Below are 24,854 nucleotides of genomic sequence, written 5' to 3'. Positions count from 1 at the left end.
AGCCGGCCTCTGGACGATGGACGGCCGACAACCGTGGGCGGCCGGACGCGCTACACCGCCCGGTCGGCCGCCACGCGGAAGCGGATGCCGGCCTTCTGGAGCCGGTCGAGCAGGGCGTCGCCCATCGCCACCGCCGTGGTGAGCTGCCCGGAGGTCTCCGGGAGGGCGTCGTAGGCCAGGCACAGGGCCGACTCCGCCAGCATCTTCGCCGTCTCGCCGTAGCCGGGGTCGCCGCCCGAGACCTCCGTGAAGATCCGTCGGCCGCCCCCCGTCCCCACGAAGCGGACGGTGAACCAGCTGCGCGCCCGCCGCTCCGCGTCCGGTCCCCGCCCCGGCTCCCAGCGGCTCATCAACCACCGTCGGGCGGCCGGCACCTGGGCCAGCGCCACCGTCGCCCCGACGGCGGCCGTGGCCCCCACCGCGAACGGCAGGTGGCGCACGCCCGCGTAGTGCCGGTAGCGGAAGTCCGGGCCGTAGCGCTCCAGGGCGGCAGCCGAGCGGGCCACGACACGCGGGTCCAGCGTCGGCAGCGGCAGGGCCCAGTCGCCGGTCTCCCGGCTGAACCGGGGCAGGCCCCCGGAGCCCCGCACCCGCCGCCCCGGCAGCCGCGGCTCGTATAGTCGGCGCTCCCGGGCGGCGGCCAGGGTCTGCGGGCCCCGGCCCAGTGCGGTGAGGCCAGACGCCAGGGTCCCGCCGGAGAGCAGGGCGTCGGAGCGCATGAAGCCGTCGACCCGCAGGGGCACCCCCTCGGGCAGCCGGCTCACCGTGAAGTACGCCCCGAGGTCGGCCGGGATCGAGTCGAAGCCGCACGCGTGCACCAGCCGCGCGCCGGTTTCCCGGGCCCGGGCGTCATGGGCGATGTACATCCGGTCCACGAACTCCGGCTCGCCCGTGAGGTCCACGTAGTCGGTGCCCGCCCCGGCGCAGGCCGCGACCAGTTCCGCGCCGTACCAGACGTAGGGTCCGACGGTGGTGGCCAGCACCCGGGTGGAGGCGGCGAGTTCCCGTACGGCCCGCGCGTCGGAGGCGTCCGCGCGGATCAGGGGCAGGGTCGCGCAGGCCGGGTCCAGTGCGGCCAGCCGCTCGCGCAGCCGTTCCAACTTGGCCCGGTCCCGGCCCGCCAGGGCCCACCGGCAAGCGGCCGGGGCGTGAGCGGCGAGGTACTCGGCGGTCAGGGTCCCCACGAATCCCGTCGCGCCGAAAAGCACGAGGTCGTAGGCGCGTTGCCGTTCTGTGCGGCGTACCCGCTCGTTCATGACGCTCCTCCCGGCTGGTGTCGGTCGCTGAGGCTAGCGTGAGTTCCGACTGTCCGTGCGAGCAGGTGTGACCTGCGGTAAGTGGAGGCGTCGATGAAGGCCGCGGTGCGCAAGTGGCAGAAGGTGCGGGAGTTCGCTCTGGGGCTGCCCGAGGCGATCGAGGAGTTCCCGTGGGGACCCGAGGACCGCGTCGTCAAGGTCAACAAGAAGATCTTCGTCTTCCTGGGCAATGCCGACGGCCCGCAGTCGCCCGGCCTCTCGGTGAAGCTCAAGGACGAGGCGCTGCACGGCCACGCGATGACCTACCCCGGCGCCGAGCCCACGGGGTACGGCCTCGGTCGGGCCGGGTGGGTCTCCCTGCCGCTGGACGGGAAGGACGCTCCGGCCGCGGACGTGCTGTGCGAGTGGGTGGAGGAGAGTTACCGCACCGTCGCGCTCAAACGCCACATCAGGGAACTCGACGCGCGGACCGGGTCAGATGGCTAAGCGCCCGCTCTTGTGCTGAGTGGAACACGTTCCTAGCATCACTGGTGTTACATCAGTTGTGTCACACACTTCACCCACCTCACACGGGGAAACGCTGGGGGCTCGATGGCAGTGTCCGGTACCGGCCCGCTCGCCGGGGTACGCGTCGTCGAACTGGCCGGCATCGGCCCGGGCCCGTTCGCGGCGATGCTCCTCGCCGACCTCGGCGCGGACGTGGTGCGCGTGGACCGTCCCGGCGGTGGCGGCCTCGCCGTCGATCCGGCGTACGACCTCACCAACCGCAACAAGCGCTCGGTGCTGATCGACCTCAAGGCCCCCGATGGTCCCGACCGGGTACTGGACCTCGTCGGGCGGGCCGACGTGCTGATCGAGGGGTTCCGTCCGGGGGTGGCCGAGCGGCTCGGCGTCGGTCCGGCCGACTGTCACGCCCGCAACCCGAAGCTCGTCTACGGCCGCATGACCGGCTGGGGCCAGGACGGCCCGCTCGCCCACACCGCCGGGCACGACATCGCGTACATCGCCGTCACCGGCGCCCTCGGCATGATCGGCAACCCGGGCGAGCCGCCCGCCGTTCCCGCCAACCTGGTCGGCGACTACGCGGGCGGATCGCTCTACCTCGTCATCGGCGTCCTCGCGGCCCTGCGACACGCCGGCGCCCCCGGCGGCAGCGGACAGGTCGTGGACGCCGCGATCGTCGACGGGACGGCCCACCTCACGGCCATGATCCACGGCATGATGGCGGCCGGCGGTTGGCAGGACCGGCGCGGCGCCAATCTGCTCGACGGCGGCTGCCCCTTCTACGGCACCTACGAGACCTCCGACGGCGGTTACATGGCGGTCGGAGCGCTGGAGCAGCAGTTCTACGACACCTTCGTGGAACTGCTCGGCATCGAGGAGCAGGCGCCGGCCCGCAAGGACCTCGCCCGGTGGGGCGAGCTGCGCGAGGCCGTGGCCGCACGCTTCGCGTCCCGGACCCGGGACGAGTGGACGGCCGTGTTCGAGGGCTCCGATGCCTGCGTGGCGCCCGTGCTCTCCCTGGGCGAGGCGCCGCACCACCCCCACCTCGCGGCCCGGGGCACCTTCACCGACTTCGCCGGGATCACCCAGCCGGCCCCCGCGCCCCGCTTCTCGGCCACCCCGACCGTCATCACCGGCGGCCCCGCGCGACCGGGCGCGCACACGGAATCCGTGGCGCGGGACTGGGGCGTACCGGGCCTGCTCCGAAAGGACGCCTGATGGAACTCTCCATGATGCTCGACTACGCGGGCGATCCGCGCCGGGCCGCGGACGAGGCGGCCGCGCTGGAGACGGCCGGGCTCGACGCGGTGTGGGTCGCCGAGGCCTGGGGCTTCGACTCCCCGACGATCATGGGGTACCTGGCGGCCCGGACCGAGCGCATGCGGATCGGCTCCGCCATCTTGAACGTGTACTCCCGCACCCCCGCCCTGATCGCCCAGACCGCCGCCGGCCTCGACGCGGTGTCCGGCGGCCGGGCCATGCTCGGCCTCGGGGCGTCCGGCCCGCAGGTGGTCGAGGGCTGGCACGGCAGGCCGTACGACAAGCCCGTCGGCCGCACCCGCGAGACGGTGGAGCTGTGCCGCCGGATCTGGCGCCGCGAGACCATCGACCACCACGGCATCACCGACATGCCGTTGCCGCCCGCCAAGGGCGGCCGGCACGGCAAACCGCTGAAGATGCTGACCCGACCGGTGCGTCCGGCCGTCCCGGTCTACGTGGCCTCCCTGGGTCCGGCGAACGTGGCGATGACCGCCGAGATCGCCGACGGTTGGCTGCCCACCCTGTTCCTCCCGGAGAAGGCGGACGCCGTGTGGGGCCGCGCCCTCGCGGAGGGCGGCGACCGCCGGGCCCCCGAACTCGGCCCGCTCCAGGTCGTCGCGGGCGGCCTGCTCGCGATCGGCGAGGACGCGGCGGCCGTACGGGACCTCGCGCGCCCGCAGATCGCCTTGTACGTCGGCGGCATGGGCGCGGTCGGCAAGAACTTCTACAACGACCTCGCCGTCGCCTACGGCTACGAGGAAGAGGCCCGGAAGATCCAGGAGCTCTACCTCTCCGGCCGCAAGCGCGACGCCGCGGCGGCGGTACCGGACGAGTTCTGCGAGCTGATGACGCTGTGCGGGCCCGCCGGCTACGTACGCGAGCGCGTCGAGGCGTTCCGGGCGGCGGGCGTCACCATGCTCAACGTCACGCCCGTCGGACCCCAGCCGGCCCGGCTGATCGAAACCGTCAAGAGCTGGCTTTAGGGAGCCCCGATGCAACGCCGCATCTTCGACGCCGACCACGAGGCGTTCCGCGAGACCGTACGCACCTTCCTCGCCAAGGAGGTGCTGCCGCACTACGAGCAGTGGGAGAAGGACGGCATCGTCAGCCGCGACGCCTGGCGGGCCGCCGGACGGCAGGGCCTGCTGGGGCTCGCGGTGCCCGAGGAGTACGGAGGCGGCGGGAACACAGACTTCCGCTACGCCGCCGTGATCGCCGAGGAGTTCACCCGCGCGGGCGCGCCGGGCCTCGCGATCGGCCTGCACAACGACATCATCGGGCCCTACCTGACCTCGCTGGCCACCGAGGAGCAAAAGCGCCGCTGGCTGCCCGGGTTCTGCTCCGGTGAGACCATCACCGCGATCGCGATGACCGAACCCGGCGCCGGCTCGGACCTCCAGGGCATCCGCACGAGCGCCGAGGACCGGGGCGACCACTGGCTGCTCAACGGCTCCAAGACCTTCATCTCCAACGGCATCCTGGCCGACCTGGTCGTCGTGGTGGCGAAGACGACCCCCGAGGGTGGCGCGCACGGCCTGTCCCTGCTGGTCGTCGAGCGCGGCGCGGAGGGCTTCGAGCGCGGCCGCAACCTGGACAAGATCGGCCAGAAGGCCCAGGACACCGCCGAGTTGTTCTTTCACGACGTACGGGTCCCCAAGGAGAACCTGCTCGGCGAGCGCAACGGTGCCTTCCTCCACCTCATGACGAACCTGGCCCAGGAGCGCATGGGCATCGCGATGGCCGGCATCGCCGCCGCCGAGCACCTGCTGGAGATCACGACCGCGTACGTCAAGGAGCGCGAGGCCTTCGGCCGCCCGCTCTCCAAGCTCCAGCACATCCGGTTCGAGATAGCGGAGATGGCCACCGAGTGCGCCGTCACCCGGGCGTTCCTGGACCGCTGCATCGTGGACCACTCCAACGGCGAACTGGACCACGTCCACGCCTCGATGGCCAAGTGGTGGGCCACCGAGCTCCAGAAGCGGGTCGCGGACCGCTGCCTGCAACTGCACGGCGGCTACGGGTACATGAGCGAGTACCGGGTCGCGCGGGCCTTCACCGACGGACGCATCCAGACCATCTACGGCGGCACGACCGAGATCATGAAAGAGATCATCGGTCGTTCCCTGCTCGGCTAACCTCCCCTCGAAAGGCTTGACCAGTGAGCACCGAAGCGTACGTATACGACGCGATCCGCACGCCGCGCGGGCGCGGCAAGGCCAACGGCGCCCTGCACGGCACCAAACCGATCGACCTGGTCGTCGGCCTCATCCACGCCCTTCGTGAGCGCAACCCCGGCCTCGACCCGGGCACCATCGACGACATCGTGCTCGGCGTCGTCGGCCCGGTCGGCGACCAGGGCTCCGACATCGCCCGCATCGCGGCGATCGCCGCCGGCCTCCCGGACACGGTGGCCGGGGTCCAGGAGAACCGCTTCTGTGCCTCCGGCCTGGAAGCCGTCAACCTGGCCGCCGCCAAGGTCCGTTCCGGCTGGGAGGACCTGGTCCTCGCGGGCGGCGTCGAGTCCATGTCACGGGTGCCGATGGCCTCCGACGGCGGCGCCTGGTTCGCCGACCCGATGACCAACTGGGACACCGGCTTCGTCCCGCAGGGCATCGGCGCCGACCTGATCGCCACGATCGAGGGATTCTCCCGGCGCGACGTCGACGAGTACGCGGCCCTGTCCCAGGAGCGCGCCGCGACGGCCGTCAAGGACGGCCGCTTCGCGAAGTCCGTCGTCCCCGTCACCGACCGCAACGGCCTGGTGGTCCTGGACCACGACGAGTTCATCCGCCCCGGCACCACCGCCGACACCCTCGCCAGGCTCAAGCCGTCCTTCGCGGACATCGGCGACCTCGGCGGTTTCGACGCCGTCGCGCTCCAGAAGTACCACTGGATCGAGAAGATCGACCACGTCCACCACGCGGGCAACTCCTCCGGTATCGTCGACGGGGCCTCGCTCGTCGCCATCGGCTCTCGCGAGGCGGGGGAGCGGAACGGCCTGACGCCGCGCGCCCGGATCGTCTCGGCGGCCGTTTCCGGCTCCGAGCCCACCATCATGCTCACCGGCCCCGCCCCGGCCACCCGCAAGGCCCTCGCCAAGGCCGGTCTGACCATCGACGACATCGACCTGGTCGAGATCAACGAGGCGTTCGCGGGCGTCGTGCTCCGCTTCGTCAAGGACATGGGACTCTCCCTCGACAAGGTCAACGTCAACGGCGGCGCCATCGCGCTCGGCCACCCGCTCGGGGCCACCGGCGCGATGATCCTCGGCACCGTCATCGACGAGCTGGAGCGCCAGGACAAGCGCTACGGACTCGTCACGCTCTGCGTCGGCGGCGGCATGGGCGTCGCGACCGTCGTCGAGCGTCTCTGAATCGTCCTGTGACCACCGAACCCTCCGACACGGAAGTAGCGAACATGAGCGAGTCCACCACGATCCGCTGGGAACAGGACGAGACCGGCGTCGTCACCCTCGTCCTCGACGACCCCGACCAGTCCGCCAACACGATGAACCAGGCCTTCAAGGACTCCATCGCGGCGATCGCCGACCGCGCGGAGGCGGAGCGGGACTCGATCCGGGGCATCATCTACACCTCCGCCAAGAAGACCTTCTTCGCCGGCGGCGACCTCAAGGACATGATCCGCCTGCGTCCCGAGGACGCCTCGCTCGCCTTCGAGACCGGGACCGCGATCAAGCGCTCGCTGCGCCGCATCGAGACCCTGGGCAAGCCCGTCGTCGCCGCCATCAACGGCGCGGCCCTCGGCGGCGGCTACGAGATCTGCCTCGCCTCCCACCACCGGATCGCCCTCGACGTGCCCGGCTCCAAGATCGGCCTGCCGGAGGTCACGCTGGGCCTGCTCCCGGCCGGCGGCGGCGTGACCCGTACCGTGCGCCTGATGGGCATCGCCGACGCGCTGCTGAAGGTCCTGCTCCAGGGCACCCAGTACGACCCGCGGCGCGCCCTGGACAACGGCCTGGTCCACGAACTGGCGGCGACGCCCGAGGAGATGCTGGCCAAGGCCCGCGCCTTCATCGACGCCAACCCCGAGTCGAAGCAGCCGTGGGACGTCCCCGGCTACAAGATCCCGGGCGGCACGCCGTCCACCCCGCGCTTCGCCGCGAACCTGCCGGCCTTCCCCGCCAACCTCAAGAAGCAGCTGAACGGGGCCCCCTACCCGGCGCCGCGCAACATCCTGGCCTGCGCGGTCGAGGGCTCCCAGGTGGACTTCGAGACCGCGCTGACCATCGAGGCCCGGTACTTCACCGAGCTGGTCACGGGCCAGACCGCCAAGAACATGATCCAGGCGTTCTTCTTCGACCTCCAGGCCGTCAACGCCGGCCGTAGCCGCCCCAAGGGGATCGAGCCCCGCCGGGTGCGCAAGGTCGCGGTGCTCGGCGCCGGGATGATGGGCGCGGGCATCGCCTACTCCTGCGCCCGCGCGGGCATCGAGGTGGTGCTCAAGGACGTCACGCCCGAAGCGGCGGCGAAGGGCAAGGCGTACTCCGAGAAGCTGCTCGACAAGGCCCTCTCGCGCGGCCGCACCACCGAGGCCAAGCGCGCCGAACTGCTCGCCCGGATCACGCCCACCGCCGACGCCGCCGACCTGGCGGGCTGTGACGCCGTCATCGAGGCCGTGTTCGAGGACACCGCCCTCAAGCACAGGGTGTTCCAGGAGATCCAGGACGTCGTCGCCCCCGACGCCCTGCTCTGCTCCAACACCTCCACGCTCCCCATCACGGGGCTGGCGGAGGGCGTCTCACGTCCGGTCGACTTCATCGGTCTGCACTTCTTCTCGCCCGTCGACAAGATGCCGCTGGTGGAGATCATCAAGGGCGAGCGCACCGGGGACGAGGCCATCGCCCGCGCCTTCGACCTGGTCCGCCAGATCAACAAGACCCCGATCGTGGTCAACGACTCGCGCGGCTTCTTCACCTCGCGGGTCATCGGCCAGTTCATCAACGAGGGCGTGGCCATGGTCGGCGAGGGCATCGAGCCCGCCTCGATCGAACAGGCCGCGGCGCAGGCCGGATACCCGGCCAAGGTGCTGTCCTTGATGGACGAGCTGACGCTCACCCTGCCGCGCAAGATCCGCAACGAGACCCGCAAGGCCTTCGAGGCCGAGGGCCGCCCGTGGACCGAGCACCCAGCCGACGCGGTCATCGACCGGATGGTGGACGACTTCGACCGCCCGGGCCGCAGCGGCGGCGCCGGGTTCTACGAGTACGACGAGACGGGCAAGCGCGTCCGCATCTGGCCGGGTCTGCGCGAGCACTTCGCCAAGCCGGACGCCGAGATCCCCTTCGAGGACATGAAGGAGCGGATGCTCTTCTCCGAGGCGCTGGACACCGTCCGTTGCCTTGACGAGGGCGTGCTGACCTCGATCGCCGACGCCAACATCGGCTCGATCATGGGAATCGGCTTCCCGGCCTGGACGGGCGGCGTGATCCAGTACATCAACGGCTACGGGGGCGGCCTGCCGGGCTTCGTCGCCCGCGCCCGCGAGCTGGCCGCCCAGTACGGCGAGCGGTTTACCCCGCCCGCCTCCCTGGTGGCCAAGGCGGAACGCGGCGAGACGTACGCGGACTGACCGCCGGGTACGGCTCCGGGGGCCGCGCCCCCGGAGCCGTGCGCTCAGCCCGCGTAGAGCGCGGCGAACAGGGCCCGGGAAGTGGTGCCGTCCGGGGCGGTCCAGCCCGCCGTGACGCCGCCGATCGCGCCGGACGGGACACCGGTCGCCTCGTGCGGGCGCAGCACGCGCGCCACGGTGAGCCGCGAGCCGTCGCCGAGGGCGATCTCCGAGTCCCGCGCGGTGTGCGCGACCTCCGGCCGTAGCGGGGGGAGCAGCGGGACCAACAGGGACCGGCCGTCGAACTCGGTGGTGACCGACGGGTCCGGTGTGTCCGACTCGGTCTGCGCCTGGGCGACGGTCCGCCCCTGGAGCAGCGACAGCAACTGCCCGACGAGCACCGGGTCACGGGTGCCGTCGTACACCCAGCGCCGGCCTAGGACGCCGTGCTCCGAGGTGCCGATGAGAGCCGCCTCGGCGTCCTCCAGCGGCGACCCGCGGTAGGTGAGCGGCACGTGGTACGCGACCGGGCGCCCGCCAGAGTCGTCGGTGAGCACCATGAATTCCATGCCCACCTCGCCCTCCGGGTCGTCGAGCCGGAAGCCGCCCGCGCGGACCGGCTCGGCGGCGCGTCCCGCGGACGCGTACCACGGTTGCGTCGGAAGCCAGGAGGCGAGCAGCTCCAGTTTGCCGGGGGTCATCGAGGTCTTGTGAATGATCGCCATGCCCACGAACCTACTCCTCGGGGGTGAAGGCCGCCCGCAGCTCCTCTCGCAGCGATCGCTGAAAGGCCGTCACCAAGGCCTGTACGACCATGGGTTGCATGTGTGCGGACAGCGCCTTCATGGACTCCACCCGCTCCGGATCGCTCTCGCCCTCGGTGAACGGTCCCCACACCTCGTCCCTGAACAGGGCCGTCAGTTCGTGCGCCGCCGACCGGGTGTGCTCGATCAACACCCGCCGGGCCGCCAGGATCGTCTCGTGCGCGATCGGCACGTCCAGCAGCGCCACCCCCAGCCGCAGCAGGCCCACGTCCACCCGGAACCCGTTCCCCGAGACGGCGACCACGTTCATCGCGGTCAACCGGCGGATGTCGGCCTCCTTCAGCGCCCGCCCGGCCCGCTTCTCCAGCTCCTCCCGCGAGGACTCCAGCGCCGAGTCCGGGGCCCAGGACGACACCAGGGCCCGGTGGATCGCCAGGTCGTGCGCGCTGAGGTCGTCGGGCAGCGCGTCCAGGTAGCGCTCGATGGCCGACAGCGTCATGCCGTGGTGCTGCAACTCCTCGATCAGCGCGAGGCGGGAGAGGTGCTCGGGCCCGTAACGGCCCACCCGGCGCGGGCCGATCACGGGAGGGGGCAAAAGCCCGCGCGTGCTGTAGAACCGTACGGTGCGGACGGTGACACCCGCCCGGGCGGCCAGTTCGTCGACGGTGAGCGTCGGCTCGGGTGCCCGGTCGGCCATCGTCTGCGCCTCGCTCTCTGCTCCACAGCTTGGGTTCAACAGTATTGCTGTCGCACCAACGATGTGAAACGGCCAGGAGCTGCCCATGACCACGACACTCCCCCTGCCCGCACCGCCCGAGGAGCTCACCCTCCCCGCCCTGCTCGCCCGCAACGCCCTGGAGCACGGGGACCTGCCCGCGCTCTCCTGGCGCGAGGGCGCCGGCTGGAGGACCCTGGGCTGGCGCGAGGTGCGCCGGGAGGTCGCCGCCCTCGCCTCCGGCTACGCGGCCCTCGGCGTCGAGCGCGGCGAACACGTGCTGCTGATGATGGGCAACCGCCCCGAGCACTGGCTCAGCGACCTCGCCCTCGTCCACCTCGGCGCCGTCCCCGTCACCGTGTACGGAACCTCCGCCCCCGAGCAGGTCGCCCACATCGCCCGCCACAGCAGGGCCCGGCTCGCCGTCGTCGAGGGCGCCGGCGAGCTCCCCCGGTGGGAGCCGCTGCTGGACGATCCCGGTGTGGCACTGGAACGCCTCGTCGTCGTCGAGGAGGCCGACGCCGGCCCGCACCGCGCCTACGGCTCCCTGCGCGCGGCCGACCTCCCGCCGCGGCACGCCGAGGCCTTCGAGAAGGCCTGGCGCGAGACGCTGCCCGAGGACCCGCTGACCGTCGTCTACACCTCGGGTACCACCGGCGACCCCAAGGGCGTACGGCTCACCCACCGCAACATCATGCTCCAGGCGGTCCGCCTCGACCGGCGCACCGACCTGCCCGAGCACGCCGAGCACATCTGCTACCTGCCCTTCGCGCACATCGCGGAGCGCATCCTCGGGATCTACCTGCCGCTGCTGCGGGCCGCGCACGTGCGGCTCGTCGCCGACCCCGCCGCCGTCGCGCACGCCGTCCGCGAGCTGCGCCCCGTCCAGTTCTTCGGCGTGCCCCGGGTCTGGGAGAAGCTGGCGGCGGCGGTACGGGCCGTCCTCGCGGGGCTGCCCGAGGAGCAGCGGGCCGCCATCGAGCAGGCCAACGACGTGGCCCGCGCCGTGGCCGGGCACCGGGAGCGCGGCGAGCCGGTGCCGGCCCCCCTCGAAGCCTCCTACGCCCGGGCCAAGGAGCGGGTGCTGGACCCGCTGCTGGGCCGGGCCGGGATGGACCGGCTGGTCTGGACGGCCAGTGCCACCGCGCCGATGCCTATCGACGTGGTGCGGTTCTGGGCCGGCTGGGGCATCACGATCATGGACGCCTGGGGGCTGACCGAGACGTCCGGGGTCTGCACGGTCAACAGCCCGGACGGCTTCCGGCTGGGTTCGGTGGGCCGTCCCATCGAGGGTGTCGAGCTCGCGATCGCCGGCGACGGGGAGATCCTCACCCGCGGCGCGACCGTCTTCGGCGGCTATCTGCGGCCCGACGGCTCCGTGGAGTCCGCGAGCGACGCGCGGGGTTGGTTCCCCACCGGGGACATCGGCCGGCTCGACGAGGACGGCTTCCTCTGGCTGACCGACCGCAAGAAGGAGCTGATCGTCACCTCGAACGGCAAGAACGTCTCGCCCGCCCTGGTGGAGAACACGGTCAAGGAACACCCGCTGATCGGCCAGGCCCTCGTCCACGGCGACGGCCGCTCCTATCTCGTCGCCCTGCTCGTCCTGGATCCGGAGGTGGCCCCCGCCTGGGCGGCGGCCCGCGGCATCGAGGCCGCCTCGCCCGACGAGCTGGTCCGGCACCCGGAGGTCCGGGCGGAGGTGGCCCGCGCGGTGGAGGCCGCCAACGCCCGGCTCAACCGCACCGAGCGGATCAAGAGGTACCGGCTGCTGAGCGAGGAGTGGGGCCCGCGGTCGGGCGAGCTCACACCGTCCCTGAAACTGCGCCGCAGGGTCGTCCGGGAGAAGTACGCGGACCTGATCGAGGGACTGTACGAGGCGTAGCGCGCCGCGCGGGGGCCCGCCGATCGGGCGGGTCCCCGCGCCGGGTCAGTGGCCGATCAGCGGGTAGTGGTCCGAGAGGTTGGTGTACGTGTAGGAAGAGCCCCAACCGGAGACCGTCCAGGGGGCGCTCTCCTCCTTGACCACCGTGTTCTCCCAGGCCGCGGGGCGGGCGTTGCCCTTGCGGTAGAGGACGTAGTCCAGGTCCTCGCGCGGGTCCGTCGGGTAGCGGTAGTGCGCGATGGAGTTGAGTGCGGTGTCGAAGGAGTAGGGGTGCCCCGTACGGGAGTCGGCGGCGGCCAGGTCGGCGTCGACCAGCATGGAGCCGTACTCCGCGCTGCGCGAGTCGACGTTCATGTCACCCGCCACGATGACCTCTTCGTCGGCCGGGATGTTCTTGGCGTCCAGGAAGGCGTCGATCGCGCGGAACTGGCGGGCGCGCATGTCCGCGGCCTCTCCCGTGCCGCAGCCGGAGTCGGTGGACTGGGCGTGGGTGCCGACCACGTGCACCTTGGTGCCGTTCACGTTCAGCACCACGTACGCGAAGCCCTTGTTGGACCACCAGTCCGAGCCGCAGGCGTCCTTGTAGATCACCTGCTCCTTGCGGAGGATCGGCCACTTGCTCAGGACCGTGACCCCGCCGTCCTCCGGGGTGGTGGAGGAGAACGAGCCGCCCGTGGCGTCCCAGCCGCTCTTGGAGCGACCGACGACCGGCGTCTGGTAGGGGTACTGGGCCGAGGCGTTGGACTTCAGGGCGTCGGAGGCACTGTTGTCGAAGGCCTCCTGGAGCACCACCACGTCCTGCCCCTGGAAGAAGGGCGCCTTGGGGATGGCCGAAGCCCGGTACCCCTGACCCCAGTTGGGGTAGAGGTTCGTGGACATCAGGAACGTGTTGTACGTCAGGACGCGCAGGCGCGGAGCGTCGGCGCTCTGCGCGGCCGTGGCGGCCGGGGCGGTGGTGAGCGTCAGCGCGGCGGCGGCGAGCGCCGCGACGGCGGTGGCGGCGGCGCGTCCTCGGCGGTTCGAACTGTGCGTCATGGGGGCTCCGTCATTCCTGCGGGGGACGATCGACGCCGTCATCCAAGCAGCCGCGGTTACCTCTGGGTAACACCCGTGCGGCGACTTTCTGTCCGCAGCACGGCCGTCTGGACTCGCATACTTGGACCATGAGCAACACGGAGCCCGCCGCCGGGCCGCTCGCCCACCGCCGCGAGCCCGAGCCGCCCCCGCCCGGCGGTGTGCTGTGGACCATCGCCGGGGACGTCCGCGCCCTGCTGATGCTCCCCGCCGCCTTCACCATGCAGGTGGCCCACCCCGCGATCGGCGCCGGCGTCGACGAGCACTCCGTCTTCCGCACCGACCCCTGGGGGCGCGGCGAGCGCTCGCTGCGCTCCGTCCAGCTGTGGGTCTACGGCGGTCGGGAGGCGGCCGAGGAGGGCCGCCGGGTACGCCGCCTGCACAAGGAGATCCAGGGCACCGACACCCGAGGGCGCCGCTACCACTCCCTGGACCCCACCTGCTACGCCTGGGTGCACGCCACCGGCTTCCCGGTCTACCTGTACGCCGGCCGGTACCTGCTGCGCCGCTTCACCCCCGCCCAGGAACGGCAGCTGTACCGGGAATGGCTCCAGGTCGGCCGGGTCCTCGGCATCCACGACCGGGACATGCCGCAGACCATCGAGGAGTACTGGGTCTACTACCGCCGGATGCTGGCCGAGGAGATCGAGCCCACCGCGGTCGCCCGCGAACTGGTCGCCACCGATGTGGCGCTGCCCCGCCCCGGGGGCGGGTCCCCGCCGGTGCGCCTGCTGCTGCGGCTCACCTGGCCGGTGCTGCGGTCCGCGTTCCTGCGGCTGCGGGCGTTCGTCACGGTCGGCTACATGCCGCCCGACGCGCGCGCGGCCATCGGATTGGAGTGGAGCCCCGCCCAGGAGCGCCGGCTGCGGCGGTTCAGCGCGGTCGTGCGGGTTCTCGTGCCGCTGCTGCCCGAGCGGCTGCGCTACCTGCCCGTCGCCCGCGCGGCGCGGGCACGCCGGCGCGCCGCCGCCCGCTGAGGGGCGACGGCGCGCGGGGCTCCGGCGGTGGGGAGGCGAGTGCCGGGGCACCCGCCGTCGGCCGGGCGTCGGGTCGTGGGCAGAGGCCGTCAGTGCCCGTGGATCGAGTTCGTGTGGATCGAGTTCGTCTCGGCGATCTTCTTCCAGGACTTCGGCTCCACCGGCTCGGCGGCGGGGGCCTTCGAGGAGCGCGCGACCGGGGACCGGCCGTCGGCCGGCGGGCCGAAGGCCGGCTTGCCCGGGGTGTAGAGCCAGGTCTCGAAGAGTTGGCCCAGCGGCTTGCCGGAGACCTTCTCCGCGTACCGGACGAAGTCCCCGACCTTGGCGTTGCCGTAGGCGTGCTCCGTCGGCCAACCCTTGAGGATCGTGAAGAACTTCTCGTCGCCGACCTCGTTGCGCAGCGCCTGGATGGCGATCGCGCCCCGGTCGTAGACGGCGCCGTGGAACTGGTTGTCCGCACCCGGGTCACCCGGCTTGACCTGCCAGAACGGGTCCTCCGTCGCGTACGACCGGTACGTCCAGTCGGCGAGTTCCTGCGCCGTGCCCTCGCCCTCCTTCTCCGACCACAGCCACTGGCTGTAGCGCGCGAACCCCTCGTTGATCCAGATGTCCTTCCAGTTGTCGACGGACACGCTGTCGCCGTACCACTGGTGCGCCAGCTCGTGGACGATCACCGACACGTTCGCGCCGTTGGAGAACTGGCGCGGACTGTAGAACGGCCGGCTCTGGGTCTCCAAGGCGAAGCCGGACGGCACGTTCGGCACGTATCCGCCCAGCGCGTTGAAGGGATACGGACCGAAGACGCTCTCCAGCCACTCCGCGACCTCGCCGGTCCGCTCCACGCTCGCGCGCGCCGCGCCGGCGTTGTCGCCCAGGTCCTTGCTGTACGCGTTGAGGATCGGCAGCCCGCTCGCCGTCTTGCCGGTGGTGATGTCGAACTTGCCGATGGCGAGGGTGGCGAGGTAGGTGGCCTGCGGCTTGTTGGACCGCCAGTTGTAGCGGGTCCAGCCGAGCTTCGAACTCTGCGACTGGAGAACGCCGTTGCTGATCGCCTGGGTACCGTCGGGGACGTTGATCGAGATGTCGAAGGTGGCCTTGTCGAGCGGGTGGTCGTTGCTCGGGAACCACCAGACGGCCGAGTCGGGCTCCTGCGCCGCGACGCCGCCGTCCGGGGTGCGCTGCCAGGCCGACCAGCCGTCCACCTTGAACTCGGAGGGCTTGCCCGCGTACTTGACGACGACCGAGGCCTGCTTGCCCTTCTCCAGCGTCTGGGCCGGGGTCACTTCCAACTCGTGCACCCCGGAGGTGGCGAACTTCGCCTTGGCGCCGTTGACGCGGACCTCGCTGACCTTGAGGCCGAAGTCCAGGTTGAAGCGGGACAGGTCCTGCGTGGCGGTGGTCAGAAGGGTGGCGGTGCCTTCCAGCAGGTCCGTCTTCGGCTCGTACTTCAGCCGCAGGTCGTAGTGCGAGACGTCGTATCCGCCGTTGCCGCTGGTCGGGTAGTAGGAGTCGCCCAGGCCCGGGGCGCCCTGGACGGCACTGGCCGCCGATGCCGGGATCACCAGCAGCAGGGAGGCGGCGAGCACGCTCGGGGCGATGACTTTGCGGTGCACGAAGAGCTCCAAGGGGTAGGGGAGACAGTTCCGTTTCGCGGATGCGTGGTGCGACCGTATTCACGCGTGACGGCCCGCGTCATGTCCATGGCGCCTGCTGTCACATGATCGCCATTCGGCCGTCACAGGGCGCGGCGCAGCGCCGCGAACAGCCGGGTCCGGGCGCCGGGCGGTCAGAAGTTCGGCCGGATATGGCGGGTCCGCGCGACCCGGGGACGCCATGCGCCGGCCGGACATGACATGGGCGCGAGCGCGGTCTGGTCCGCATACTAAGCAGTCGCTAATCTGCGCGGTATGACTCTTCCCCCGCGCGCCGCCCGTCGCTGTTGGCATGCAGCCATCAACCCGCTGCACGCCACCGTCTACTTCTCGCCGGACCTCGGCAAGGAGTACGCCGCCCTCGGCGTCACCCACCGCGCCGCCGTGAACCTCGCCTCCCGGTCCGCCGCCATGGGCGCCGTCGGCGCGGGTGCGGTGACCGCCGCGTTCTACAACTACCGCCACGACCTGATCGCCGAACACCTGCCCGCGGTGTGGGAGATCACCACGCCCGAGCAGGCGGTCGCCGCCCGGCTGCGCGCCGTCGACAGCACCCTGCGGCGCCTCCTCGGCGAAGAGACCATCGCCTCGCCCGAGGTCGCCGAGGCCGCGGACCTCGCGATGCGCGCCACCGAGGCGTGCACCCGCCACGCCCGCACCCTCTACTCCGCCCACGCCGACCTGCCCGTACCCGAGGAGCCGCACCTGCGGCTGTGGCACGCCACCACCCTGCTGCGCGAGCACCGCGGCGACGGTCACCTCGCCGCACTCCTCCTCGCCGACCTCGACCCGGTGGAGGCCCTGCTCAGTCACACCGCCACCGGCCGCGGCATGACACCCGAGTGGATCAAGTCGATCCGCGGCTGGGAGCAGTCCGACCTCGACGCCGCCACCGAACGGCTCCGCCGGCGCGGCATCCTCGACGAGGCCGGCGAGCTCACCGAGGAAGGCGCCGCCGTACGGGAGCGCCTGGAGACGGACACCGACCGCCTCGACGCCGCCCCCTACGAGCACCTCGGCGCGGACGGTCTGGCCCGCCTCGCGGAACTCGGCGGCGCGCTCGTCGCGAAGGCCATCGGCGCCGGGGCCTTCCCCCGGGGCCTCTTCGCCAAGGCCTGAGCCGGGTCTTTCGGGCGTCCGTCACCACCACCTGCCACAATTGGCAGCCTTCCGCGCATCCCACGCACACGTACGAAGGCAGGCAGGACCGCACAGTGACGATGTCCATCGAAGGCAGGATCGCCGAGGAGCTCGGCGTACGTGAACGGCAGGTCAAGGCCGCCGTCGAGCTGCTCGACGGCGGCTCCACCGTGCCGTTCATCGCTCGCTACCGCAAGGAAGCGACCGAGATGCTCGACGACGCCCAGCTGCGCACCCTGGAAGAGCGGCTGCGCTACCTGCGCGAGCTGGAGGACCGGCGCACTGCGATCCTCGACTCCGTACGCGAACAGGGCAAGCTCGACGCGGAGCTGGAGGCGCGCATCCGGGAGGCCGACACCAAGGCGCGCCTGGAGGACATCTACCTGCCCTTCAAGCCCAAGCGGCGCACCAAGGCGCAGATCGCCCGCGAGGCGGGCCTCGAACCGCTCGCGGAAGGCCTGCTGGCCGACCCGTCCGTGGAACCGACCGCCGCCGCGGCCGCGTTCGTGGACCCGGACAAGGGCGTCGCCGACGCGGCGACCGCCCTGGAGGGCGCCCGGGCCATCCTCACCGAGAAGTTCGCCGAGGACGCCGACCTGATCGGCGAACTGCGCGAGCGGATGTGGAGCCGCGGCCGGCTCGCCTCCAAGGTGCGCGAGGGCAAGGAAGAGGCGGGCGCCAAGTTCGCCGACTACTTCGACTTCGCCGAGCCCTTCACCGCGCTGCCCTCCCACCGCGTCCTCGCCATGCTCCGCGGCGAGAAGGAGGAGGTGCTCTCCCTGGAACTGCAGCCCGACGAACCGGACGAGCGCGCGGAGACGGCCGCGCCCGGCCCCTCCGCGTACGAGGGCCTGATCGCCCGCCGCTTCGGCGTGACGGCCCCCTCGGGGCAGAGCCGTCCCGGCGACAAGTGGCTCGCCGACACCGTCCGCTGGGCCTGGCGCACGAAGATCCAGGTGCACCTGGGCATCGACCTGCGGACCAGGTTGCGCGCGGCCGCCGAGGACGAGGCCGTCCGCGTCTTCGCGGCCAACCTCCGAGACCTGCTCCTGGCCGCCCCCGCCGGTACCCGCGCCACGCTCGGCCTGGACCCCGGCTTCCGCACCGGTGTGAAGGTGGCCGTCGTCGACGCCACCGGCAAGGTCGTGGCCACCGACGTGATCTACCCCCACGTCCCCGCCAACAAGTGGGACGAGTCCATCGCCAAGCTGGCCCGGCTGGCGAGGGAACACGCGGTGGAACTCGTCGCGATCGGCAACGGCACGGCGTCCCGCGAGACGGACAAGCTCGCCGGCGACCTCATCTCCCGCCACCCGGAGCTCGCCTTGACCAAGGTGATGGTCTCCGAGGCGGGCGCCTCGGTGTACTCGGCCTCCGCCTTCGCCTCGCAGGAACTTCCGGGCATGGACGTCTCGTTGCGCGGCGCCGTCTCCATCGCCCGCCGCCTCCAGGACCCGCTCGCCGAGTTGGTGAAGATCGACCCCAAGTCCATCGGGGTCGGCCAGTACCAGCACGACCTGTCCGAGGTGAAGCTCTCCCGGTCGCTGGACGCGGTCGTCGAGGACTGCGTGAACGGCGTCGGCGTCGACGTCAACACCGCTTCCGCACCGCTGCTCTCGCGAGTGTCGGGGATCAGCGGCGGGCTCGCCGAGAACATCGTGGCCCACCGCGACGCCAACGGCCCCTTCCGCAGCCGCAAGGGGCTCAAGGACGTGGCCCGACTGGGCCCCAAGGCGTACGAGCAGTGCGCCGGCTTCCTGCGCATCCGCGGCGGGGACGACCCGCTGGACGCCTCCAGCGTGCACCCCGAGGCCTACCCCGTCGTGCGGGGCATGGCCAAGACGGTCGGCAGCGAGGTGGCTGCCCTGATCGGCAACAGCGGCGTGCTGCGCTCCCTGCGCCCGGAGCAGTTCGTCACGGAGGCCTTCGGCCTGCCGACGGTCACCGACATCCTGCGTGAGCTGGAGAAGCCGGGCCGCGACCCGCGCCCCGCCTTCAAGACGGCCACCTTCAAGGAGGGCGTGGAGAAGATCGGCGACCTCACCCCCGGCATGATCCTCGAAGGGGTGGTCACCAACGTGGCCGCCTTCGGCGCCTTCATCGACATCGGCGTCCACCAGGACGGCCTCGCACACGTCTCGGCCCTGTCCAAGAACTTCGTCAAGGACCCGCGCGACGTGGTCAAGCCCGGCGACATCGTCCGGGTGAAGGTCATGGACGTGGACATCCCGCGCAAGCGGATCTCCCTGACGCTGCGGATCGACGACGAGGCGACGAAGGACGGTTCCTCCGGCGCCCCGAGGCAGCGCGAGGAACGGCGGAGCGGCGGCCGGCCCCCGCAGCAGCGCGGCCAGGGCGGCCGACGCGACGGGGCCGGCCAGGGCGGCCAGGGCGGAAGCGGCGGTGGCCAGGGCAGGGCCGGCGGCCAGAGCGGCGCCAACGCCCCGGCACCCGCCAACAGCGCGATGGCGGACGCCCTGCGCCGGGCCGGCCTCACCGGCAAGGAGGAGCGCCGCAAGCGGTGACGGAGCGCGTGCGTGTGATCACGTACGGGTTGGCCGAATAGGTTCCCCACCTGGGCGCACCGCCTTGCCAACTCCCTTACAAGATCTGTAGGCATGGGTGGAACGCCCGTTCGTCCTGACGCGGACGGGCTTCCGCATTCCCCTTCGGGCCCGCACTCCGAAGGCCGCCTCAAGGCACAGGATGTTCACCCATGCCCACGCACGCCTATCGACGCTGCCCGAGAAAGGGTCCGAAGAGGGAACACATGCCCTATCGGAATCTCAGCCTGCGTAAACGGTGCGAGATGATTCTCGGCCATCTGGACCTGACCCACCCGTTCTCGCTCGAACACCTGTGCACGAACATCGCCGAACAACGCGGACGCCCCATCCGGCTCCACCCGCTTCCCAAGGAAGCCGCCGAATCGGGCGTCTGCGGACTGTGGGTCGGCACCGCAGGTGTCGACTACGTCTTCTACGAGGCCCAGACCACCCGCCTGCACCGGGAGCACATCGTGCTCCACGAGATCGGCCACATCCTGTTCGGCCACCACTCGCTGGAGGGCGAGGAGACCGACGGCAAGGCCCCCGTCGTCCTGGGGCGCACCAACTACACCACCCGTCAGGAGCAGGAGGCGGAGATGCTCGCGAGCATGATCCGCATGCGGACCGCCGGCACCGGCGCGCAGCCTCGGACCGCGCCGCGCGGCGCCCTCGCCCGGCTGGAGTCCGCCATGGGGTACGGACGGGGCGCGCACGATGGCGGCTGACCTGACCGCGTTCGGCGACTGGCTCGCCGTCCCCAGCGTGGTGTGCCTGTGGATCGCGGTCCTGCTGCGGGCGCCCGGGGCCCTGCGTTCCCCGCAGCAGCGCGGCCTGTGGCTCGCCGTCGCGACCGCCGCGGCCGCGATGACCCTGAACCTGCCCGACGTCGTCGCCTACGCGACCGGCCGCGACGCCGGCTGGGCGCACGCGATCGGCCTGGTCCGCAACCTCATCGGCGTCCTCTCGGCGGGCGCCGTGCTCTACTTCGTGGCCGCCGCCACCCGGGGCCGCCGGCTCCAACTGGCCGCCTGGACCGGCACGGTGCTCTGGCTGACCACCCTGATCGCGCTGGACGCCCTGGCGCCCGACCACGGGACGCACACCATCCCGCCCGTCGGCGATCCGGTGCCCTCGCTCGCGTACTGGCTGGTGCTGATCTCGGCGCACCTCGTCGCCAACACCACCTGCGTGTACGTCTGCGCGCGCTACAGCCGGCGCACCGAGAGCCGGGGACTTGCCTTCGGGCTGCGGCTGTTCGGCCTCGGCACGGCCCTCGCCGGCGTGTTCTGGTTCGTCTACCTGCTCAAGGCCCTGTTCGGCAGCACCTGGGCCATGCCCGCCCTGCCGCTGATGATGAACCTGCACGGGCTGCTGCGGGCGGCGGCGATCGTCGTCCCGACCCTTTTCACGCTGCGCCGTACGACGACCGACATCGCCACCGCGTGGCGGCTGTGGCCGCTGTGGCGCGACCTGGTGCAGGCCGTACCGCACGTCGTCCTGTCGAAGCCCCGTGCCGGGCGGCTCGTCGAACTGCTGTGGCCGCCCCTGCCGCGCAACCTGCTGGTGTACCGCAAGGTCATCGAGACCCGGGACGCCATCTTGATCCTGGGCGAGTACGTCGCCCCGGGCCTCGCGGAGCTGGCGCGCGGCCATGTGGCCGGAAGCGGGGTGCCCGAACAACGGCGGTCCGCCGCCGCGTTGGCCTGCCTGCTCAAGGAGGCCCGGCAGGCCAAACTGGCCGGGCTGCCCGGGCAGCAGGCGGGGGAGGCCTCCGCCCTGGAGCTGCCCGCCGCGCTCCACGGCTCCGCCGAAGGCGGAGACCTGGACGAGGAGGCCCGCTTCCTGGTGCACGTCGCGGAGGCGTACGCGTCGCCCGCCACCACCGCGTTCACCCCGCGGCCCGTGTGAACCGCCGCCCGCCCGCACCATGAAGGAGTGACCACCTCGTGACCACCGCCTTGATCACCGGGGCCAGCGCCGGCCTCGGCGCGGCCTTCGCCCGGGGCCTGGCCGCCAAGGGCTGTGACCTCGTGATCGTCGCCCGTGACGAGAAGCGACTCGCCGCCCTCGCCGACGAACTCCGCGGCGGACGGGGGGTGTCCGTCGAGGTGCTGCCCGCGGACCTGCTCGACCCCGCGGAGTGCGAGAAGGTCGCCGGACGGCTCGCCGACCGGGCGCGGCCCGTCGACATCCTGGTCAACAACGCGGGTTTCGGACTGCCCGCGCCCTTCCCGTACAACCCGGTCGACGACGAGGAGCGGATGCTCGATCTGCTGGTCAAGGTCCCGCTGCGGCTGACGCACGCGGTACTGCCCGGCCTGCGCGAACGCCGCCGGGGTGCGGTGCTCAACGTCTCGTCGGTGGCCGGTCTGCTGCCGACCGGCACGTACGGGGCCGCCAAGGCCTGGGTCACCGCGTTCACCGAATCCGTGCGGATCGACATGGAGCCGTACGGGGTGCGCGCGCTGGCGGTGGTACCCGGCTTCACCCGCACCGAGTTCCAGCAGCGGGCCGGGACGGACGTCAGCGCCTTGCGCGACGCGGTGTGGCTGGAGCCGGAAGCGGTGGTGGCCAAGGCCCTGAAGGACCTCGCCCGACGCCGCCCGCTCAGCATCACCAGCCGCCGCTACCAGGCGTACGCCCTCACGGCCCGCCACCTCCCGCGCGACTTCGTGGCCCGCCGGATGGCCCGGACCCGGCGGGCGCCCGAGATCCCGTAGGGGGTTCGGCGGCCTGTCGGGACGTACGGCTCAGAGCTCGGTGACCTTGCCGTCCGCGACTTCCAGACGGCGGGTCACGTGCACGGCGTCGAGCATCCGACGGTCGTGGGTGACCAACAACAAGGTGCCCTCGTACGCGTCCAGTGCCGACTCCAACTGCTCGATCGCCGGCAGGTCGAGGTGGTTGGTGGGCTCGTCCAGCACCAGCAGGTTGACCCCCCGGCCCTGGAGCAGCGCCAAGGCCGCGCGGGTGCGCTCGCCGGGCGAGAGGGTGGCCGCCGGGCGGAGCACGTGCGCGGCCTTGAGGCCGAACTTGGCCAGCAGCGTACGTACTTCCGCGGGTTCGGTGTCCGGGACGGCCGCGCAGAACGCTTCCAGCAGCGGCTCGTCGCCGAGGAACAACCCGCGCGCCTGGTCCACCTCGCCGACCAGCACGCCCGAACCGAGGGTCGCCGCACCGGAGTCGGGGGTGAGACGGCCCAGGAGCACGGCCAACAGGGTGGACTTCCCGGCCCCGTTGGCCCCGGTGATCGCGACCCGGTCCGCCCAGTCGATCTGCAGGCCGACCGGGCCGAAGTGGAAATCGCCCCGGGTGACGGATGCATCGCGCAGCGTGGCCACCACCGAGCCCGAGCGGGGAGCCGCCGCGATCTCCATCCGCAGCTCCCACTCCTTGCGGGGCTCGTCGACCACGTCGAGCCGCTCGATGGCGCGTTGCGTCTGGCGGGCCTTCGCGGCCTGCTTCTCGCTCGCCTCGCTGCGGAACTTCTTGCCGATCTTGTCGTTGTCGGTGGCCTTGCGCCGGGCGTTCTTGACGCCCTTGTCCATCCACCCGCGCTGCATCGCGGCCCGGCCTTCGAGCGCCGAACGCTTGTCCGCGTACTCGTCGTACTCCTCGCGGGCGTGTGCCCGGGCCCGCTCGCGCTCCTCCAGGTACGCCTCGTAGCCACCGCCGTAGAGGTTGATCTCCTGCTGCGCCAGGTCGAGTTCGAGGACCTTGGTCACGGTGCGCGCCAGGAACTCGCGGTCGTGGCTGATGACGACGGTGCCCGCGCGCAGCCCCTTGACGAACCGCTCCAGCCGCTCCAGACCGTCGAGGTCGAGGTCGTTGGTCGGCTCGTCGAGCAGGAACACGTCGTAGCGGGAAAGTAGGAGGGAGGCGAGGCCGGCGCGGGCCGCCTGACCGCCCGAGAGGGCCGTCATCGGAAGGTCGAGGCCCACGGACAGACCGAGGTCGTCGGCGACCTCCTGGGCCCGCTCGTCCAGGTCCGCGCCGCCCAGGTTCAGCCAGCGGTCGAGAGCCTCGCCGTAGGCGTCGTCGGCGCCGGCGGTGCCGTCCACCAGGCCCTGCGTGGCCTCGTCGAGCGCGGCCTGCGCGGCCGCCACCCCGGTGCGACGGGCCAGGAAGGCGCGCACCGACTCACCGGGCCGGCGCTCGGGCTCCTGCGGAAGGTGCCCGACCGCGGCGCCGGGCGGCGAGAGCCGCAGTTCACCGGTCTCGGGGGCGTCCAGCCCGGCCAGGAGGCGCAGCAGGGTGGACTTCCCGGCGCCGTTGACGCCGACGAGTCCGATGACGTCGCCGGGTGCGACGACGATGTCGAGATCGGCGAACAGCGTGCGCTCACCGTGCGCGGCGGTGAGGTTCTTGGCGACGAGAGTGGCAGTCATGGTCCGTCGATCCTATCCGCGCGGACCACGGGGCCCGGACGGTGGCCGGATAGGTGGGAAGTACGTCATTGCGGCCATCACGGCGGCGTCACAGGATGGACGCATGTCATCGCGAAGCGTGCTCGTCCTCGTCTACGACGGGGTGCAGAGCCTGGACGTGACCGGCCCGGTGGAGGTGTTCGCCGGCGTCGGCCGGTTCCCGGAGCACGAGGGGTACCGGATCACGACGGTCTCCCCGGGGGGTGTGCCCGTGCGCACCACCAGCGGGCTGACCCTCGTCCCCGACGGGGACCTGGAGAGCGCGCGGCCCGGACCGGGCACGACCCTGCTCGTGCCCGGCGGTCGGTACCGGGGCGATTTCGAACCGAGGCTCACCGACTGGCTCCGCGCGTACGGGGGGCGCGCGGATCGGGTGGTGTCCGTGTGCACGGGCGGACTGCTGCTGGCGGAGGCGGGGCTGTTGGACGGCCACCGCGTCACGACGCGCTGGGACGCCTGTGAACGGATGGCGCGGAAGTACCCGGCCGTCACGGTCGACCCCGACCCGATCTACGTGCGGGACGGGCGGGTGGCGACCTCGGCCGGGGTGACGGCCGGGATCGACCTCGCGCTGGCGCTGGTGGAGGAGGACGTCGGCCGGGACGTGGCGTCGCTGATCGCCCGGCACCTGGTGGTGTTCCTGCGCAGGCCGGGGAACCAGGCGCAGTTCAGCGCGCAGCTCGCGGCGCAGACGGCGCGGCGGGAACCGCTGCGGGACGTGCAGCAGTGGATCACCGAGCACCCGGGGGAGGACCTGGGCGTGGAGGCGCTCGCGGCCCGGGCCGCGCTGTCGCCGCGCCACTTCGCCCGGGCGTTCCGGGCGGAGACCGGGGTGACACCGGGGCGGTACGTCGAGCGGGTACGGGTGGAGCACGCGCGGCGGCTGCTGGAGGAGGGCGGCGAGGGCGTGGCCCGGATCGCCCGCGCGTCCGGTTACCGCACCCCGGAGGCCCTCCGCCGCGCCTTCCTGCGCACCCTGGGCCAACCCCCGTCCGAATACCGCCGCCGTTTCGGCGACCCCTGACCCCGGACGCGCCGGACCACCGGAGCCCTGGCCGCGCCGGGGCTCCGCCCGGAGCCCTC

20 protein-coding genes are annotated in these 24,854 nt (G+C 72.1%); 14 read left to right on the top strand and 6 right to left on the bottom strand.

Annotated features, from left to right (window positions below; genetic code table 11):
- Positions 1-50: 50 nt before the first annotated feature.
- The gene (locus E6R62_RS09260) at positions 51-1,256 is read right to left on the bottom strand and encodes a trans-acting enoyl reductase family protein (RefSeq protein WP_136212846.1); all 1,206 of its coding nucleotides are present in this window, start codon (positions 1,254-1,256) and stop codon (positions 51-53) included.
- A 93-nt stretch (positions 1,257-1,349) separates the two neighbouring features.
- On the opposite strand from E6R62_RS09260, the gene E6R62_RS09255 reads away from it, so the two are divergent.
- The 6 genes from E6R62_RS09255 to E6R62_RS09230 all read left to right on the top strand — a co-directional run bounded on the left by E6R62_RS09255 (position 1,350) and on the right by E6R62_RS09230 (position 8,609).
- Positions 1,350-1,742 carry an MmcQ/YjbR family DNA-binding protein gene (locus tag E6R62_RS09255; RefSeq protein WP_136212845.1) on the top strand — a complete coding sequence of 131 codons (393 nt, stop codon included), beginning with the start codon at positions 1,350-1,352 and terminating at the stop codon, positions 1,740-1,742.
- Between the two features lie 105 nt (positions 1,743-1,847).
- Positions 1,848-2,978, top strand: coding sequence for a CaiB/BaiF CoA-transferase family protein (locus E6R62_RS09250; RefSeq protein ID WP_136212844.1), 1,131 nt, complete (start codon positions 1,848-1,850; stop codon positions 2,976-2,978).
- Positions 2,978-4,003: an LLM class F420-dependent oxidoreductase gene (locus E6R62_RS09245; RefSeq protein WP_136212843.1), complete on the top strand. Its 1,026-nt coding sequence runs from the start codon at positions 2,978-2,980 to the stop codon at positions 4,001-4,003. Before E6R62_RS09250 ends, E6R62_RS09245 begins: the two co-directional genes overlap by 1 nt.
- A gap of 9 nt (positions 4,004-4,012) precedes the next feature.
- The gene (locus E6R62_RS09240) at positions 4,013-5,155 is read left to right on the top strand and encodes an acyl-CoA dehydrogenase family protein (RefSeq protein WP_136212842.1); all 1,143 of its coding nucleotides are present in this window, start codon (positions 4,013-4,015) and stop codon (positions 5,153-5,155) included.
- A 23-nt stretch (positions 5,156-5,178) separates the two neighbouring features.
- A complete protein-coding gene (locus E6R62_RS09235) occupies positions 5,179-6,393 on the top strand; it encodes an acetyl-CoA C-acetyltransferase (protein WP_136212841.1) in 1,215 nt (404 codons plus the stop codon).
- A gap of 44 nt (positions 6,394-6,437) precedes the next feature.
- Positions 6,438-8,609, top strand: a complete 2,172-nt coding sequence (locus E6R62_RS09230) for a 3-hydroxyacyl-CoA dehydrogenase NAD-binding domain-containing protein (protein ID WP_136212840.1) — start codon at positions 6,438-6,440, stop codon at positions 8,607-8,609.
- A 44-nt stretch (positions 8,610-8,653) separates the two neighbouring features.
- On the opposite strand, the gene E6R62_RS09225 is transcribed toward E6R62_RS09230, so the two are convergent.
- Positions 8,654-9,313 (bottom strand): 1,4-alpha-glucan branching protein, encoded by a 660-nt coding sequence (locus tag E6R62_RS09225; protein ID WP_136212839.1) that lies wholly within the window; start codon positions 9,311-9,313, stop codon positions 8,654-8,656.
- Between the two features lie 10 nt (positions 9,314-9,323).
- The gene (locus E6R62_RS09220; protein ID WP_136212838.1) at positions 9,324-10,049 is read right to left on the bottom strand and encodes a MerR family transcriptional regulator; all 726 of its coding nucleotides are present in this window, start codon (positions 10,047-10,049) and stop codon (positions 9,324-9,326) included.
- Between the two features lie 85 nt (positions 10,050-10,134).
- On the opposite strand from E6R62_RS09220, the gene E6R62_RS09215 reads away from it, so the two are divergent.
- Entirely contained in the window at positions 10,135-11,952 is a 1,818-nt protein-coding gene (locus E6R62_RS09215) for a long-chain fatty acid--CoA ligase (protein WP_136212837.1), read from the top strand.
- A 45-nt stretch (positions 11,953-11,997) separates the two neighbouring features.
- On the opposite strand, the gene sph is transcribed toward E6R62_RS09215, so the two are convergent.
- The gene (sph, locus tag E6R62_RS09210; protein ID WP_136212836.1) at positions 11,998-12,987 is read right to left on the bottom strand and encodes a sphingomyelin phosphodiesterase; all 990 of its coding nucleotides are present in this window, start codon (positions 12,985-12,987) and stop codon (positions 11,998-12,000) included.
- A 128-nt stretch (positions 12,988-13,115) separates the two neighbouring features.
- On the opposite strand from sph, the gene E6R62_RS09205 reads away from it, so the two are divergent.
- Entirely contained in the window at positions 13,116-14,003 is an 888-nt protein-coding gene (locus E6R62_RS09205; protein WP_136212835.1) for an oxygenase MpaB family protein, read from the top strand.
- Between the two features lie 89 nt (positions 14,004-14,092).
- On the opposite strand, the gene E6R62_RS09200 is transcribed toward E6R62_RS09205, so the two are convergent.
- A complete protein-coding gene (locus E6R62_RS09200) occupies positions 14,093-15,616 on the bottom strand; it encodes a M1 family metallopeptidase (RefSeq protein WP_136212834.1) in 1,524 nt (507 codons plus the stop codon).
- Between the two features lie 294 nt (positions 15,617-15,910).
- Between E6R62_RS09200 and E6R62_RS09195 the strand changes: the two genes are divergently transcribed.
- The 5 genes from E6R62_RS09195 to E6R62_RS09175 all read left to right on the top strand — a co-directional run bounded on the left by E6R62_RS09195 (position 15,911) and on the right by E6R62_RS09175 (position 22,064).
- Entirely contained in the window at positions 15,911-16,774 is an 864-nt protein-coding gene (locus tag E6R62_RS09195) for a hypothetical protein (RefSeq protein ID WP_136212833.1), read from the top strand.
- A gap of 95 nt (positions 16,775-16,869) precedes the next feature.
- Positions 16,870-19,320, top strand: coding sequence for a Tex family protein (locus E6R62_RS09190; protein ID WP_136212832.1), 2,451 nt, complete (start codon positions 16,870-16,872; stop codon positions 19,318-19,320).
- 284 nt (positions 19,321-19,604) lie between these two features.
- On the top strand, positions 19,605-20,069 hold the full coding sequence (locus E6R62_RS09185; RefSeq protein WP_136212831.1) for a hypothetical protein: 465 nt from the start codon (positions 19,605-19,607) through the stop codon (positions 20,067-20,069).
- On the top strand, positions 20,059-21,252 hold the full coding sequence (locus E6R62_RS09180) for an MAB_1171c family putative transporter (RefSeq protein WP_136212830.1): 1,194 nt from the start codon (positions 20,059-20,061) through the stop codon (positions 21,250-21,252). Before E6R62_RS09185 ends, E6R62_RS09180 begins: the two co-directional genes overlap by 11 nt.
- Before the next feature lie 38 nt (positions 21,253-21,290).
- The gene (locus E6R62_RS09175) at positions 21,291-22,064 is read left to right on the top strand and encodes an SDR family oxidoreductase (RefSeq protein WP_136212829.1); all 774 of its coding nucleotides are present in this window, start codon (positions 21,291-21,293) and stop codon (positions 22,062-22,064) included.
- A 30-nt stretch (positions 22,065-22,094) separates the two neighbouring features.
- On the opposite strand, the gene E6R62_RS09170 is transcribed toward E6R62_RS09175, so the two are convergent.
- Positions 22,095-23,732 (bottom strand): ABC-F family ATP-binding cassette domain-containing protein, encoded by a 1,638-nt coding sequence (locus E6R62_RS09170; RefSeq protein WP_136212828.1) that lies wholly within the window; start codon positions 23,730-23,732, stop codon positions 22,095-22,097.
- A 103-nt stretch (positions 23,733-23,835) separates the two neighbouring features.
- On the opposite strand from E6R62_RS09170, the gene E6R62_RS09165 reads away from it, so the two are divergent.
- Positions 23,836-24,795 carry a GlxA family transcriptional regulator gene (locus E6R62_RS09165; RefSeq protein ID WP_136212827.1) on the top strand — a complete coding sequence of 320 codons (960 nt, stop codon included), beginning with the start codon at positions 23,836-23,838 and terminating at the stop codon, positions 24,793-24,795.
- The last annotated feature ends 59 nt before the right edge of the window (positions 24,796-24,854 follow it).

Origin of the sequence: Streptomyces sp. A1136, from assembly GCF_004795055.1 — a bacterium.
Taxonomy (GTDB): Bacteria; Actinomycetota; Actinomycetes; order Streptomycetales; family Streptomycetaceae; genus Streptomyces.
Note: the sequence above shows the minus strand (reverse complement) of the source record. Positions and strands in the feature narration are given on the sequence as shown.

What these genes read in the sequence shown, in the direction of transcription:
- E6R62_RS09260 (WP_136212846.1), bottom strand. Translation starts at nt 1,256, where the DNA reads ATGAACGAGCGGGTACGCCGCACAGAACGGCAACGCGCCTACGACCTC.
- E6R62_RS09255 (WP_136212845.1), top strand. Translation starts at nt 1,350, where the DNA reads ATGAAGGCCGCGGTGCGCAAGTGGCAGAAGGTGCGGGAGTTCGCTCTG.
- E6R62_RS09250 (WP_136212844.1), top strand. Translation starts at nt 1,848, where the DNA reads ATGGCAGTGTCCGGTACCGGCCCGCTCGCCGGGGTACGCGTCGTCGAA.
- E6R62_RS09245 (WP_136212843.1), top strand. Translation starts at nt 2,978, where the DNA reads ATGGAACTCTCCATGATGCTCGACTACGCGGGCGATCCGCGCCGGGCC.
- E6R62_RS09240 (WP_136212842.1), top strand. Translation starts at nt 4,013, where the DNA reads ATGCAACGCCGCATCTTCGACGCCGACCACGAGGCGTTCCGCGAGACC.
- E6R62_RS09230 (WP_136212840.1), top strand. Translation starts at nt 6,438, where the DNA reads ATGAGCGAGTCCACCACGATCCGCTGGGAACAGGACGAGACCGGCGTC.
- E6R62_RS09225 (WP_136212839.1), bottom strand. Translation starts at nt 9,313, where the DNA reads ATGGCGATCATTCACAAGACCTCGATGACCCCCGGCAAACTGGAGCTG.
- E6R62_RS09220 (WP_136212838.1), bottom strand. Translation starts at nt 10,049, where the DNA reads ATGGCCGACCGGGCACCCGAGCCGACGCTCACCGTCGACGAACTGGCC.
- E6R62_RS09215 (WP_136212837.1), top strand. Translation starts at nt 10,135, where the DNA reads ATGACCACGACACTCCCCCTGCCCGCACCGCCCGAGGAGCTCACCCTC.
- sph (WP_136212836.1), bottom strand. Translation starts at nt 12,987, where the DNA reads ATGACGCACAGTTCGAACCGCCGAGGACGCGCCGCCGCCACCGCCGTC.
- E6R62_RS09205 (WP_136212835.1), top strand. Translation starts at nt 13,116, where the DNA reads ATGAGCAACACGGAGCCCGCCGCCGGGCCGCTCGCCCACCGCCGCGAG.
- E6R62_RS09195 (WP_136212833.1), top strand. Translation starts at nt 15,911, where the DNA reads ATGACTCTTCCCCCGCGCGCCGCCCGTCGCTGTTGGCATGCAGCCATC.
- E6R62_RS09185 (WP_136212831.1), top strand. Translation starts at nt 19,605, where the DNA reads ATGATTCTCGGCCATCTGGACCTGACCCACCCGTTCTCGCTCGAACAC.
- E6R62_RS09180 (WP_136212830.1), top strand. Translation starts at nt 20,059, where the DNA reads ATGGCGGCTGACCTGACCGCGTTCGGCGACTGGCTCGCCGTCCCCAGC.
- E6R62_RS09170 (WP_136212828.1), bottom strand. Translation starts at nt 23,732, where the DNA reads ATGACTGCCACTCTCGTCGCCAAGAACCTCACCGCCGCGCACGGTGAG.
- E6R62_RS09165 (WP_136212827.1), top strand. Translation starts at nt 23,836, where the DNA reads ATGTCATCGCGAAGCGTGCTCGTCCTCGTCTACGACGGGGTGCAGAGC.